The 14,263-nt window shown below is 66.9% G+C and carries 12 protein-coding genes; 4 read left to right on the top strand and 8 right to left on the bottom strand.

Features of this window, described 5'->3' with window-relative positions; genetic code table 11:
- Positions 1–29: 29 nt before the first annotated feature.
- The 3 genes from LCM32_RS13705 to LCM32_RS13695 all read right to left on the bottom strand — a co-directional run bounded on the left by LCM32_RS13705 (position 30) and on the right by LCM32_RS13695 (position 3,708).
- A complete protein-coding gene (locus LCM32_RS13705) occupies positions 30–1,592 on the bottom strand; it encodes an ABC transporter substrate-binding protein (protein WP_224821638.1) in 1,563 nt (520 codons plus the stop codon).
- A 104-nt stretch (positions 1,593–1,696) separates the two neighbouring features.
- Positions 1,697–2,848, bottom strand: a complete 1,152-nt coding sequence (locus tag LCM32_RS13700) for a C45 family autoproteolytic acyltransferase/hydolase (protein ID WP_224821637.1) — start codon at positions 2,846–2,848, stop codon at positions 1,697–1,699.
- On the bottom strand, positions 2,845–3,708 hold the full coding sequence (locus LCM32_RS13695; RefSeq protein WP_224821636.1) for an alpha/beta hydrolase family protein: 864 nt from the start codon (positions 3,706–3,708) through the stop codon (positions 2,845–2,847). Before LCM32_RS13695 ends, LCM32_RS13700 begins: the two co-directional genes overlap by 4 nt.
- 158 nt (positions 3,709–3,866) lie before the next feature.
- Between LCM32_RS13695 and LCM32_RS13690 the strand changes: the two genes are divergently transcribed.
- Positions 3,867–4,520 (top strand): GntR family transcriptional regulator, encoded by a 654-nt coding sequence (locus LCM32_RS13690; RefSeq protein WP_224821635.1) that lies wholly within the window; start codon positions 3,867–3,869, stop codon positions 4,518–4,520.
- Between the two features lie 118 nt (positions 4,521–4,638).
- On the opposite strand, the gene LCM32_RS13685 is transcribed toward LCM32_RS13690, so the two are convergent.
- From LCM32_RS13685 to LCM32_RS13675, 3 genes are all read right to left on the bottom strand, one after another.
- The gene (locus LCM32_RS13685; RefSeq protein WP_224821634.1) at positions 4,639–7,527 is read right to left on the bottom strand and encodes a calcium-binding protein; all 2,889 of its coding nucleotides are present in this window, start codon (positions 7,525–7,527) and stop codon (positions 4,639–4,641) included.
- A gap of 357 nt (positions 7,528–7,884) precedes the next feature.
- Positions 7,885–9,255, bottom strand: a complete 1,371-nt coding sequence (locus LCM32_RS13680; RefSeq protein ID WP_224821633.1) for an ATP-binding protein — start codon at positions 9,253–9,255, stop codon at positions 7,885–7,887.
- Positions 9,252–9,926, bottom strand: a complete 675-nt coding sequence (locus LCM32_RS13675; RefSeq protein WP_224821632.1) for a response regulator transcription factor — start codon at positions 9,924–9,926, stop codon at positions 9,252–9,254. Before LCM32_RS13675 ends, LCM32_RS13680 begins: the two co-directional genes overlap by 4 nt.
- A gap of 362 nt (positions 9,927–10,288) precedes the next feature.
- Between LCM32_RS13675 and LCM32_RS13670 the strand changes: the two genes are divergently transcribed.
- From LCM32_RS13670 to LCM32_RS13660, 3 genes are all read left to right on the top strand, one after another.
- Positions 10,289–11,020, top strand: a complete 732-nt coding sequence (locus tag LCM32_RS13670; RefSeq protein WP_224821631.1) for a L,D-transpeptidase — start codon at positions 10,289–10,291, stop codon at positions 11,018–11,020.
- 23 nt (positions 11,021–11,043) lie between these two features.
- Positions 11,044–11,655 (top strand): DsbA family protein, encoded by a 612-nt coding sequence (locus LCM32_RS13665; RefSeq protein ID WP_224821630.1) that lies wholly within the window; start codon positions 11,044–11,046, stop codon positions 11,653–11,655.
- 74 nt (positions 11,656–11,729) lie between these two features.
- Positions 11,730–12,281: a L,D-transpeptidase gene (locus tag LCM32_RS13660; RefSeq protein WP_224821629.1), complete on the top strand. Its 552-nt coding sequence runs from the start codon at positions 11,730–11,732 to the stop codon at positions 12,279–12,281.
- 86 nt (positions 12,282–12,367) lie between these two features.
- Here LCM32_RS13660 and LCM32_RS13655 read toward each other — a convergent pair whose 3' ends face one another.
- Positions 12,368–13,249 (bottom strand): ABC transporter permease, encoded by an 882-nt coding sequence (locus tag LCM32_RS13655; RefSeq protein ID WP_224821628.1) that lies wholly within the window; start codon positions 13,247–13,249, stop codon positions 12,368–12,370.
- Between the two features lie 37 nt (positions 13,250–13,286).
- Positions 13,287–14,237, bottom strand: coding sequence for an ABC transporter permease (locus LCM32_RS13650; RefSeq protein WP_224821627.1), 951 nt, complete (start codon positions 14,235–14,237; stop codon positions 13,287–13,289).
- Between the last annotated feature and the right edge of the window lie 26 nt (positions 14,238–14,263).

Here is a 14,263-nt window from a genome sequence, read left to right as displayed (position 1 = left end):
CGGACGACGGACGTCCGGGGGCAGCACGCTTAGTCGACCAGTTCGACGCCCCAGAAGATTTCCTTGGCGGCGCCCCAACCGTTGAAGCCCTTCACCTTGTCGGAGACAGCGAAGAACTGCGGACGGTGGTTGATGCTGTAGGCCGGGATTTCCTCGTTGAAGATCACCTGCAGCTCGTCGATCAGCTTCTGGCGTTCGACCGGCTCGGAGATCGACATGGCCTTCTCAAGCGTCGCAAGGGCCTCGGGCGTGCGCAGCACCTTGCGGCCCTCTTCACCGGTGATCATCTCGAAGCTCAGCGCGGGGTCGAGGCGCGCGGAGTAGGCGAAGGACATCATCTGGTATTCGCCGCTGTTGTAGAGGTCGATCTGGGTGCCCCATTCGATCGTCTCGATCTTGGCGTTGATCCCGACCGCGGCCAGCATCGACTGCGCGATGACCGAGCGTTCGAAGTACCCGCCCGAGCGGTTGCTGGTGATGATCACCAGTTCCTCGCCGTTGTAGCCGGCCTCTTCGAGGTACTTCTTGGCGAGTTCCGGATCATACTCCGGCCCTTGCTGCTCCACCTCGCCATAGAACGACGACATCGGGGGCACCGGCGAGGCGTTCGGGGTGCCGCGGCCTTCGGTGGCCACCTCGACGATCGTGTCCCGGTCGAGGGCATGGGCAATCGCCTTGCGCATCGCGGGCTTGCTCAGCAGCGGATCGCGGACGTTGATCAGGAAGCTTTCCCAGACCGCGGTCTGCACCGTCAGCACCGAGGCCGTGTCCAGCCCGTCGATCTCTTCGTAGTCCGCGCCATCAATGGAGGTGATATCCACGTCGCCGGCAAGGAAGGCGGTCTTCTTGATCGCGGCCTCGTCGAGGATGTTGAAGCGCACGCGGTCGACCATGGCGATCTTGGCCCCGGTATAGCCGTCTGCCGGGCCGTCATCGACGGAGTAGTCGTCGAACTTCACCAGATCGAAATACTGGCCCGGGCGGATGTCGCCGAAGGTGAAGGGGCCGGTCCCGATGGGGGCGATCCACTTGCCATCCGCATCCACCGAGTCGGAATGCAGGACCGCGGTCGCGCCGCAGTCGAACCGGGCCATGTTGCCGAGGAAGGTCGCGCTGGGGGCGGAGATGGTGAAGACGACGGTGAGCGGATCGACGACTTCCATCGACGTCACCTCGACCCCGTTCGACCCGTCGAAATAGGACAGGCAGCGCCACTTGGTCTCGGGGTTCATGTAGCGATCCCAGGACCATTTGACGTTCTCGGCGGTCATGGTCTCGCCGTTGTGGAACTTGACCCCTTCGCGCAGCTTGAAGGTATAGGTCAGGCCGTCGTCGCTGATCTCGTAGCTGTCGGCCAGCACCGGCTTGATCGAGAAGTCGGTGGCATAGCCCACCAGGCCTTCGACCACATGCATCTGCGCGGTGTCGGTTGCGCCGTCACGGTCAACGCCGGGCTGGGTGCCCCGGATGTCCTGCGAGAAGGCGTAGTTCAGAACCTTCTCGCCGTCCTGTGCGAGGGCCTGAAGCGGGGCCGCTGCAAGGGTGAGGCCGGTCAGGCAACTGAGGATCGTCGTGCTGTGAAACTGTTTCATCGGTGTTTCCTTGTTGGATCGGTGCCTTCCGCCCGTCGGGAAGGCCTGTGCCCGGTTGGATCCCGGGTTCTTTCGGGCGTCGTTCAAAGGGGATCTGCGTGGGATCAGAAGCTGTATTCCGCGTAGTCGCCCGGGAGGTAGGGTTGCTGACGCACCCACATCTTCCGCTCGGCGGGCTTCATGATGATCGAGGCGACGGTGGCCGAAATCCGGTTGGTGCCGGAGTCCTGCGGCCAGCGCAGTACGCCACGGGGCGCGCCGAACTTGTCAGCCAGCGCGGTCTTGAAGGTCTCGACGTCGATCTTCTGCCCGGCCTTTTCGAGGTTCAGGCGCAGACGGCGGTCGCGGTAGAGCGAATTCATCCCCTCGACCACGCCCCTGTCGCGGATCTTGGCCCGGGCGGCCTCGGTGACGAAGTGGTTGGCGTGGGTCAGGATGCCGTTCTCGGGCACCTGCCAGAACACCTCTGCCGGGGTGGTTTCGAGGTTGATGATCTCGCCCTCCGCCTCGGAGAGGCTGAGGGTCATGTTGTTCGCGATGGAGCGCGGGGATTGCGCGACGGCCCCCAGCGAGTCCGAGAAGCCCTCGGCCTCCAGCGCGAGGCGCCGGATGATCGACAGCGGGATGCCGGGCTTCTCCCAGCTCTCGCCCTCGATGGAGAGGTTGTTGCCGGTGATCGCGACGCCTGCGGAATTCATCCCGGCCCGGGCCAGCCCGCCGGCCTCGACGAAGGTCATCACGTCCGGGCCATCCTCGCGGCGCACGACGAGGACCACGGTGAAGGCCGCGCATTCCGGGCGCCAGTCCCAGTTCTGCGCGTGGATGAGGACACCGTCAGCGGTGCGCTCGCCAAGGACGACACCCGCGGTGCAGCCATCGTCCAGCGCCTCGCGATCCTCTGCCGTGATCTCGCGTTCCTTGGTGTCGATCGTCCCGGCGTTCAGCACCTCGGACCGGCCGTTGATCAGCAGAACCTCCGCCGGGTCCATGCCTGCGCCTGCGGCGATGGCGCGGATCTCGGTCATCTGGACGGGGCGGACCTCCTCCAGGCGGGACAGCATGACGCGGGCGGTATCCATCACCGCGCCCCATTCCAGGCCGCGGGCCTCCAGCAGTCCCTGGTAGAAGGTGGCACCGTGGGCGATCAGCGTGCCGGCCTGCTCTCCGTACTGGCGGCCGCGCGCCTCGGGCGGGCCCTCGATCTCGATCCGGGGCGGCGGGGCGACATGGCCTTCGGTGGTGGGTGCGGATGTCATTCGGACAGGCCTCCGGTCTTTTGAAGATGCTTGCGGAAGAAGGCCTTGATCGTCGGCACCATGCCTTCCATGCGGTGGGCCTCGTTCGGAACCTTGATCAGTTCGACGGTCATCCCCGCGTTCTGCAGCGAGGCCGTCAGCGACGTGGCGCGGTCGATCCGCGTCTCACCGGCGTCGTTCGCCCCCTCCATCCAGTGGCGGGAGCCGGGCTTGTGGGTGATTTCCCATGTCTCGCGATCCACAGCGCCGACGACGACCAGACCTTCGACCTTGGCCACGGCCCCGAGGTCGAGCGCCTTGCCGAAACGGGCTTCCATGTCGCGGGTGCCGACCCACCAGTCGCGGCTGTCGTCGATCAGCGTGACAGAGCCCGGCGCACCGATGCAGACCGCCGAAAGGCGTTCAGGATGCAGGTAGAGGAAGCGGTGGGTGAAATGCCCGCCGCCCGAGAAGCCGAACAGCATGAACTTGGGGAAGCTCAGGCCCAGCTTGGCCTCGACCTCTTCGACCATGGCAAGGAGGACCTTGTCATAGCGGATGTCGCCTTCCTCGATGTACTTGTAGCCGTTGCCGTTCTCGTCGCCGAGAACCCCCACGGGAAACAGAGGCGCCAGCACCACGCAGTTATTGTAGCGCGCGAATTCCACGAAGCTGTCGCGATAGCCGATGTTCGCGCGGCCCGTCCCGTGCACCCCAACCAGCAAACGGGGCGGCGGCGCATCCGCGGGCCGATCGTCGAGGTCCTCGGGGACATAGAGCACATAGCAGAAGCGGGGATCGGCCTTGCAGGAAAAGGCCACCGTCGCCCCGCGTTGGTAGAGCGACTTGGCGCGGTCGGTCGTCGGCGGTTGGGCGTTCATGGGTGTCTCGCGGTTCGGAGTGTTCGAGGGGGAGATTGAAAGGAGATTTTTTCTGAGTCAATATCAGACACCATAATTGGTGCCAATTTTGAGAACCAGTTTGCTTGCGGCGCTTTCTTGCGCTATTCGCAGATCCACCAAACAGTCGCGGGGTAGGTATGAGTGCCGAACTTGAAGAAAGGTCACTGAGCGAGAAGGTGATCCGGGACATCTTCTGCGGCGTCTTTGCGAGTGGCACCTGGCTGAAGCAGATCGAGCTTGAAGGCCGCTACAAGGTCTCCCGCACGACGGTGCGCCGGGCGCTGGATGAACTGACGGCGCGGCGCTACGTCGAGCATGTGCCGAACCGCGGCTACCGTGTCACGCAGGGGTCCTGGGATCGCCGTTCGGAGCTGCGGGAAATCCGCAGGGTGCTGGAAGTCCATGCCGCGAAAGGGATTCTCGCCAATGCGCCCGAGGATGCGGCAGCCCAGCTGCGGGTTCTGGCGCAGAAGTTCGAGGATAGCCTCGAGAATGGCAGCCTGCAGGATCAGATCGCCGCGAACGGCGAATTCCACGAGTATCTCTATGGTCTGAGCCCGAACCGGACGCTCTTCGAGGAACTCATGGAAATGCGGCGGCGCGCCGTGGCGATGGTGACCGCGCCCTGGTCCTCCCTGCGGGAGATGCGAAGCGCCTCCCGCGATCACTTCGCAATCGTCGATGCCCTCGAATCACGGGACCTCGCGCGATTCGAGGCCGCGATCGACGGTCACATCCGGCCGGGCCCTGACGATACGCCCGACCGAGGGGCGGCTCCGACCGCGTCCTGAGCCCCCGGGGAAGGTCCCGAAAGCGGACACTGCCCCCTCGTCTCTTGCCCTCGCCTGCCCGTGTAACGCGCAACGGCCCGCCAGCCTCCGCTGACGGGCCGTGACCGCAGCTGGGGCCTCAGAAGATGAAATCATCCGCCGAATAGGCAAGCCCGTAGCCGATCTCCTCCAGCGCGACCCCGACCAGAAGCACGCTGCTGCTGCCTACCGTGATCTGGGCCGTGCCATCGACCTCGGTCAGGTGGTTTGCCAGCAGGTCGTCGAAATCGGAGACGATGAAGAGGGTATCGGAGAGGTCGATCTTCTCGGCGTCGTCACTGTCGAAGTTGATCAGCACGTCGTTGCCGAAGTCGCCCGCGAAGATGAACAGGTCAGCCGCCCCGCCGCCGTTGAGCGTGTCGTTGCCTTCGCCGCCGATCAGCGTGTCCCGGCCACCGCCCCCGATCAGCCGGTCATCGCCCGCGCCGCCCTCCAGCTGATCCCAGCCGTAGCCTGCGCCACCGCGCAGCAGATCGTTTCCGTCACCCCCCGACAGCGTATCCGCGCCAAGGCCGCCATCCACCGTATCGTCGTTGCCGCCGCCTAGGAGGATGTCATTGCCGCCCTCGCCAAAGAGCTTGTCGTTGGCATAACCGCCATCGGCGCTGTCGTCGCCCGCGCCGCCATAGATCCAGTCCTTACCGGATTCCCCCAGCAGCGTGTCATTGCCCGCGCCGCCAAGGAGGCGATCCGTGTCGGAGCCGCCGTTCAGCAGGTCTGCACCATCGCCGCCCTCCAGCGTGTCATCACCCGCGCCCCCCAGCAGCGTGTCCGCACCAATGCCGCCGAGAAGCTGATCGTCGCCCTGATTGCCGATCAGCATATCGTCGCCGCCGAGCCCCGAAAGTGCATCATCGCCGGCGTTGCCGGTCAGCTCGTTGGCCCCCGAGGTGCCGAGGATCGTGTCGTCCCCCGCGGTGGCCCAGAGGTTCTCGAACCCGGTGGCGCTTTCGGTGATCGCAGAGCCGCCCGTTCCAAGCGTCACCGCACCGCTGGCAAGATCGAAGGCACCGCCCGTGCTCTCATCGCTGAAATCCGCGGTATCGATGCCCGCCCCGCCGACAAGCGTGTCGACACCCGCATTGCCCGCGATCGTGTCGTCTCCGGCGCCGCCCAGCAGGACATCGTCCCCCGCCAGACCCGAGAGCACGTCATCCCCGTCCTGTCCCTCAAGGACGTTGCCGTCGCGATCCCCGATCAGCACGTCATCGTGGGCCGAGCCGAGCACCGCCTCGATCCCTGCAATCTGCTGGGTCACCCCATCCACGCCAACGGCACCGCTGGCGAGATTGACGCTGACGCCCACGGAGACTGCGCCGAAATCGGCGGTATCCGTGCCCGCGCCGCCATCGAGCAGCGCGCCGGTCCCGGAGGCGACAAGCAGGTCGTCGCCACCCTCGCCATAGAGGCTGTCGGCGCCGCCCCGCCCGTCGATGGTATCGTCGCCGCCCGCCCCCATCAGCGCATCGGCCGCGTCCGCCCGGCCAAGGATCACGTCGGCGGCGGAGGTGCCGCGCAGGCGCTCGAAGTTCCACATGAACTCCGTGTCGGTGCCATCGCTCGCCGTGCCCGCGGCGAGGTCGAAGGTCATGCCGCTCAGGCCCGACCCGGACCAGTCGATCAGATCGGTGCCATCGCCGCCGTCCATCTCGTCCCCGTCGAGCCCCGAGAGGACCTCGAACGTGTCATCGCCCGGCCCACCATAGACCGGGATCTGCTCACCGGTGATGACAAAGGTATCGTCGCCCACGGTACCGACGCGGTAGTCATGGTCCGTCCCGGGCATGTCGCCGTCCGTCACCGTGTCGCGCGTGTCGATGATCACCGTGGCGATCTCTTCGCTGCTGCCCTGCGTCGCGTAGGTGACCGCGACCCGCCCATCGGCCAGCAGGGTCGCCGCGATGTTCTGGGGGTTCAGCACTTCCGCAACCAGCAGCCGCTCGCCCACCGCCGATCCGTCTGCCGCGAAGCGGGCCGCGTAGACGCCGTTGGCATCCGACGCGTCATAGACGACGATGAACCCACCGTCATCGAGGCCGACAATCGCCGGGTCCTGCGCGTAGTCCCTGTTGTTGCCAACGTTTTCCAGCAGGCCATCGCCCGCCATGGCCACCGCCGCGCCGCTGCTGTCGAAGAGCGCGAAGTGGAAGTCCGTGTCGCTGCCGCCCGCGTACCACGAGACCACGAAGCCCCCGCCGGAGAGGGCCGCGACCCCCGGATCGGTCCACTCGGAGGTGGCGGCGACCGCCGTCGGGGCCATCAGGACGGCGCCGCCCTGTGACAGGATCGTCACCTCGACCTCGAACAGGTCGGAGGGATCGCGCTCGGCGTATTGGGTGGCCACGGCGACGTAGGTGCCGTTTTCCAGCACGGCCACCTCGTAGTTGCCGTAATAGTCGGTGTTCCCGACGGCATAGGAATCGAAGACGACGAAGGGCGCGGTGCTGAAGCTCTGGCTTTCGCTGTTCCAGATCTTGGCAACGATATCGCCCGAAACCTCCTCGTAGAGCACGAGCGTGGAGGTCGCGCTGGACACGGCCAGTTCGCCATAGGCGGGCCAGTTCCAGGCAGAGCCGGTATCCGCCCCGTCCGGGTAGACCTCCTGCGTGGTCACCAGCGTGCCGTCGGAGGTGTATTGCGACAGCACCGTCCTGTCGAAGGTGTAGGAGGAATCATCTCCGACGAAGCGGTACACGAGGAAGCCGCCATCGGGCAGGCTGGCGATCTGCGGCAGCCGCTCGGCCCCGCTTGCCCCGTCCAGCTGGAACTCCTCGCCCACCGCATTCCCCGCCGGATCGTAGATCCGCGCGATGACCTCCACGTTCAGCGGATCGCTGTAGCTCGACTCGTCGGCGATCCAGACGACGAGGATGTTCCCGTCGGCAAGCTGTGTGATCTGTGGCGTGAGAATCTGCGCACCGGTCGTGACGATGGTCTTCGGCGTCCAGATTGCGGGGGTCGTGGGCATGTCGAAACGTCCTCTACTGGCGATGCACAGGACATCCTGTACATGACCCGCCAGCCCCGGTGGCGGCCCTGATGCGGAGCGCCGCACAGGGCAGAGAGGCGACACCCGCCCCAGCCGCACCCGGAGGGACGGATCGCCTGAGTCCTAAGGCGGGATTTCGCCGATGGTCCAGCCCCTCAGCCCGGTTTCCGGCCCGCAGCCCGCCCTTGGCCCGGCACCGTGCCCTGAGAGAGACACCTGCAGCGCAAATCCATGCGCCTTCGAAGGGTGCCATGGCGGAAGAGCCCCGAAATCAGGGCCTTGCAAGACTTGCCCCGGTCGAGGGCGGCCGCCCCACAGGGTGACATTGCCCTGCGATCAGCTACGGGACATCCGCCCGATCACGAGGCACACATCCTGACCGTCAGCACGCCGCTCGAAGACCACATCACCGCCCAGCCGGGCCATGGCGCTCTCCACGATGGAGAGGCCGAGCCCGCTGCCACCGGGCGGCCCGTCGGATCCGCGAACGAAGCGGTCGGTGGCGCGGGCCCGCAGGTCGTCGGGGATGCCGGGCCCGGTATCGCTCACGGTGACCTCGCCGCCCTGCGCCGTATCGTACCACCTGAGGGTGACCGTCCCGCCCCCCGGCGTGGCGAGCACCGCGTTCTCCGTCACGTTCCGAAGCGCCGTGGACAGCAGGTAGCCATTCGTCTCCCATGGCCCGGCGGCCTCCCCGTCGAGGCGCAGCGTGACCTCCCGACGCGCCGCGAGCGGCTGAAGGTCCGCCGCGATCGCGGCAACAAGCGCAGCCGGGTCGCAGGGTCCGGTTTCGATCTCGGCCCGTTCGACCTCTGCAAGGTCGAGCAGCTGGCGCACCATCCGGTCCGTCCGCGTCACCGACAGTTCGATCGCGGCCAGTGCCGCGTCCCGCGTCGCGGCATCCGGCGCCATCCGGGCGACCTGCGCCTGCGTGCGCAGCCCGGCCAGCGGGGTCTTCAGCTCATGCGCGGCATAGGTGGTGAAATCGCGCTCCACGTCCCGTGCCGCCGAGAGCTTCTCGAACAGCGTGTCGAGCGCATCGCGCACGGGACGGATTTCACGCGGGATCGGGCCGGAGGGCATCGGGCCCAGATCGGCCGGGCTGCGCTGTGCCAGACCCGACGCAAAGCGCTCCAGCGGCGCGAGCCCCCCGGCGACGATGACCCAGATGAGCCCGGCCAGCAGCGGCAGCAGGATCAGCGCCGGCAGCACCAGCCCCTCGATCACGTCGCGCACAAGGCCCTCGCGCACCGCCATGCTGTCGCCGACCATGATGCGCAGGCCGAGGGGTTCGTTGATCACCGTGTAGACCCGCCAGGGCTCTCCACCTACCACGGAGTCCGACCAGCCCTCCACGTCCGGCCCGCTGAGGCGCCCGTCCGGGGCGCCATCGGACCGCCCCACCAGCTGCCCGTCCAGCGACCAGATCTGGCATGACAACTGGCGGGCATAGCCCTCCCCCGCCTGAAACGGCACTGGAACGGGCACCGGGGCGCCGTGTGCGCCAGCCAGTTCAATGCGGTGATCGGCCACCAGCGAAGACACCATCCGCGCGGCCTCCGACAGGCGCGCGTCCAGCACGCGCTCCACCTCGGCGCGGGTCGAGGTCTCGATCCAGATCACGGCGCAGAGCCAGACCACCGCGGTGGCAAAGGCGAGGATCAGGAAGACCCGCAGCCGCAGCGACATGGTACGAAACCAGCTCATCCCGCGCCGCCCTGACGCCGCGGGACGCGATAGCCGAGGCCACGCACCGTCTCGATGAAGCCCCGGCCCAGCTTGGCCCGCAGCTTGTGGATATGAACCTCGACCGCGTTGCTCTCGATCTCCTCCTGCCAGCCATAGAGGCGCTCCTCCAGCACAGGCTTGGAGAGGATCGTGCCGGGATGTTCGATCAACGCCCAGAGAAGCGCGAACTCGCGCCGGGAGAAGCTCAGTTCCGCCCCGTCGAAACGGCCGGTCAGGGTGGCGGGATCCACGGCGAGGCCATTGCAGTGCCGCTCGGCCCGGGGCTGGCCGCCCTGACGGCGCAGCATCGCCCGCAGCCGTGCCGCCAGTTCATCGAGGTCGAAGGGCTTGCCGAGGTAATCGTCCGCGCCCAGATCCAGCCCCCGCACCCGGTCGCGGACCTGATCCCGTGCACTGAGCAGCAGCACCGGCAGGGCCGCGCCCGCGCCGCGCATCTCCTGCAGCAGGTCGAGCCCGGTGCCATCGGGCAGCATGATGTCTAGCACCATGCCATCGAAATGCGTCGCCTCCAGCGCGGCGCGGGCATCGGCCAGCGTGGCCACGGGATCGGCCGTGAAGCCGCTCAGCCGCAGGCCGACGGAGATGCCGTCCGCCAGTACCGCGTCGTCTTCGACCACCAGAATCCGCATGTGCCGTCCGCCGTTCGCCCTGCCATCTCCGGCCCGCTGGAGCCGGTGAACCTTAAGACTGACTTAAGCTTTGTCGTCCAGCAGGTCGATCATGATGAAAATGCGCGTTTCCGTGACCGCTCGTGAGGGCAAGGAGTCACATTCAAGCCACAGATCCGGATCACGGTCTTGCGCGAACAGGGTTGAGACCCTTGCCTCTGCGCGGAACCGACTAGATTCCGACATGTCCCGTCGGCGCCCCGCGCCTCCTGGGGCAGCCTGTCGCCCGCCGCATGGCGCGATGGACGGCCGGCACCCCGTCCGCAAGGGCGTTCCATCCGCGCCGCCTTCAGGCGGACCGACCCAGATCTTGGAGGCACCGCATGACGAAACCCTTCGTCCGTAAATCCCTGGCCCTGCTGGCCCTGCCCGTCGTACTTGCACTTGCAGCCTGCGGCGCACCGACCGTGTCCTCGGAAAATGTTCCGACGGTGGCCCCGCCCAGCGCCGAAACGCTGGCCATGTACAGCGAGGTCTTCGACGGCGACAAGGTGGTGCCCGCCGTGCCCGCCAAGTACCTGACCGGCGAGAACCCGCGCCAGCGCGTCTACTACTACGCGCCCTTCCCCGCAGGTACGCTCGTCGTCGATACCGGCGATCAGCATCTCTACGAACTGCTCGGCGACAACCAGGCGATGCGTTATGCCGTGGCCGTGGGCGAGGCAGGCCGTGCCTTCGCGGGTGAGGCGACCATCGCCTACCAGCGCGACTGGCCGACCTGGACGCCGACCCGCAACATGCTGCGCCGCGAGCCCGAGAAATACGAACCCTACCGCGCCGGGATGGAAGGTGGCCTCGACAACCCGCTGGGGGCACGGGCGCTCTATCTCTACAAGAACGGCCGCGACACGCTCTACCGTATTCACGGCACGCCCTATCCGTGGTCCGTCGGCCACGCGGTGTCCTCCGGCTGCATCCGCCTGTTCAACCAAGATGCCATGTACCTGGCGCAGCGGGTGGACAACGGCACCAAGGTAATCGTGCTGACCGCCGACGAAATCGGCAAATGGACCCGGCCCGCCGGTGAACCGATCCCAGTTCAAGTTCAGATGTAAGGCCAAATGTGAGGACCACACCCGTGACATCGACCCGCAGGCAGTTCCTGTCTCTCACCGGCGCGGCGGCTTCGACCGTCGTGCTGGCCCCTCTCGCGGCCCATGCGCAGACCCCCACGGTGGAGGAGGTGCTGCACGATCCCGATGCGCCGGTGATGGGCAACCCGCAGGGCGATGTCACCCTTGTCGAGTATTTCGACTACCAGTGCGGTTACTGCAAATCCATGCATCCGGTTGTGCGGGACGTGGTGAAGGCGGATGGCAATGTCCGCCTCGTCATGAAGGACTGGCCGATCTTCGGCCGCGGCTCCCAGCGGGCGGCGGAACTGGCGCTCGGCACGGTGGCCCTTGGCCACTACCCGGCCGCGGTTGACGCGCTGATGGCGACGCGCGGGCGGCTCAATGACGCCTCGATCAAGGCGGCGCTGAAGGACATCGTCCCGGTGGAGGCCGCGAACAATTCCTTCTACGCGGATCGCCGCAAATGGGAGCGCCTGCTCAGCCGCAATGACCAGCAGGCCACCGCGCTCGGCTTCCGGGGCACGCCCTCCTTCGTGATCGGGCAGGTGCTCTACCCCGGTGCGATCGACCGCGATACGCTGATATCCGCCATCCGCGCTGCGCGCGCGGCCTGAGCCGGACGCCTTAAGGCTGGGTTAAGGCGGGACTGGTGAGCAGGCTGCACAGAACGACCCCGAAAGGAGCCCTCATGAGCAGCCCCCTCACCCGCCGCGCCGCGCTGACCAGCGGCCTTGCCGCCGCAGGCGCCCTCGCCCTGCCCGGCGTCCTGCGTGCCGAGTCGCGCCGGAACATCTCCAGCTTCGCGGCGCAGGACTGGCGCGATCATTTCGACACGCTGGGCAAATCGACCATCGTGGCCGATACCGTCTCACGCGCGCTGCACTACTGGAACGCCGATGGCAGCGACTACCGGGTCTACCCGACCTCGGTCCCGATCTCGGACGAGCTGACCAAGCGCGGCTATACCTCCATCGTGCGCAAGAAGGTCGGCCCGTCGTGGACGCCCACCGCCTCGCAGATGGAACGCTTCCCCGACTGGAAGCCGATCCCGCCGGGGCCGGAAAACCCGCTTGGCACCCATGCGATGTACCTGAGCTGGCCCGCCTACATCATCCACGGCACCCATGACACGCGGAAGATCGGCCGCCGTTCCTCGGACGGCTGCATCGGGCTCTACAACGAGATGATCGCGCAGCTCTTCGAGGTGTGCCCCATCGGGACGCAAGTCCGGGTGATCTGACCCATCCCCTCGGCACTCTTCCCGGACAGCGAAAGGGGCGGCCCCGGCGGGCCGCCCCTTTGATCTGTCTGGCGTGAGGGTCGTCGTCACATGTGGTCGCTGCGCACATCCAGCGCGTCGCGCAACCCGTCCCCGATGAAGTTGAAGCTGGTCACCGCGATGGTGATCGTCACCCCCGGCACGATGGCCAGCCAGGGCGCCTGTGCAAGGTACTGCTGGGCCCCGTTCAGCATGTTGCCCCAGCTGGGCAGCGGCGGCTGGATGCCGTAGCCCAGGAACGAGACATAGGCCTCCAACAGGATCGCGCGGGCGACTGTCAGGCTGGCCGCGACGATGATCGGCCCCATGGCGTTCGGCAGCACCTCGCGGAACATGATATGGCTGGTGGAGAGGCCCAGCATCCGGCCCGCCTGCACGAACTCCCGCTCGCGGAGCGACCGGACCTCGGCCTCGACGATGCGGGCGACTTCCATCCAGTGGGTCAGCGCGATGATGATCGTGATCATCTCGGGCGTCGGTTTCAGAAGCGCGGCCAGCGCGAGTACGAGGAAGATCGAGGGGAAGGCGAGGAAGGCATCGGTGAAGCGCATCAGCGCCGCGCCGACAAGCCCGCCGCGATAGCCCGCGATCACCCCCACGAGCGCCCCCATCAGGGTCGAAAGCACCATGGCCGAGAAGCCCACCAGCAGCGAGATCCGCCCCGCGTTCAGGAGACGCGCGGCGATGTCACGCCCCAGCGGATCGGTGCCGAGGTAGTGATCCCCGGTCATCGGCGGCGAGAAACGCGCGCGCAGGTCGATGTAGAGCATGTCGTAGGGCAGCACGTAGGGTCCCACGATACAGGCGAGCGTCAGCAGCGTGATCATCGCCACGCCGGTCAGCGCCAGCTTGTGACGGCAGAACCGGCGGACGGCGCGGCTGTGCCACCAGCGGTAGGGTTTGGCAGAGGGAACGGCGGCTGTGGTCATGTCTTGATCCTCGGTCGGGCGGCGGCGGGTGGCGGGCTCAGCCCAGGCGGATGCGGGGGTCGACGAGGGCGACGACGATATCGGCCAGCAGGTTGCCGAGGATCACGAGGATCGCCGAGAACATCAGCAGGCCCATGATCACCGGGTAGTCGCTGTAGCCGAGGCTATCGAGGAAGAGGCGCCCCATCCCCGGCCAGGTGAAGACCGTCTCGGTCACCAATGCGCCGCCAAGGATGCCGGGCAGCTGCATGCCGGCCAGCGTGATCATCGGCAGCAGGGCATTGCCCACCACGTGTTTCATCAGCACGCGGCGTTCGGTGAGGCCCTTTGCGCGGGCGGTTTTCACGAAATCCTGGTTGATCACGTCCAGCGTGGCCGACCGCATGTAGCGCGACCAGATCGCCACGTTGACGAGCGAGAGCACAACGCTCGGCAGGATCAGGTGATGCAGGTAGTTCAGCGCCGAGCCGTCCCCGATGGTGTACATGTTGCCCGCGGGCAGCCAGCCCAGTTCGAGCGAGAAGATGTAGATCCCCACGAGGCCGAACCAGAAGGTCGGGATCGAAAGGGCGATCATCGCCCCGACGGTGGCCGTATAGTCGAAGACCGAATAGCGGTGCGTCGCGCCCCGGATGCCGATCCACGTGCCGATGGCGATGGAGAGCGCGGTCGAGGAGCCCATCAGCAGGAAGGTCGCCCAGAGGTGGCGCCCGATCACCTGCAGCACCGGGGCCCCGTCGCGGAAGGAATTGCCCCAGTCCCCGGTCAGCAGCTTGCCGGCCCAGTCGAGGTATTGCACCGGCAGCGGCCGGTCGAGGCCCATCTGCCGGGCGATCCGGTCGAGGTCCTCCTGCGTCATGCCGGGGTCGAGCGCGAATTGCGCCAGCGGACCGCCCGGGATCAGGTTCAGCACGGTGAACCCGATGATCGAGACGATCACCAGCAGGACAAGGCTCTGCCACAGGCGGCTGAGGAGGAATGCAGGCATGGGGCCCTCGGCGGATAGAAGTCTTG

Source organism: Pseudooceanicola nanhaiensis (assembly GCF_020171315.1).
GTDB lineage: Bacteria > Pseudomonadota > Alphaproteobacteria > Rhodobacterales > Rhodobacteraceae > Pseudooceanicola > Pseudooceanicola nanhaiensis_A.
The sequence above is the reverse complement of the archived record's forward strand: the minus strand, read 5'-3'. Positions and strand labels throughout refer to the sequence as shown.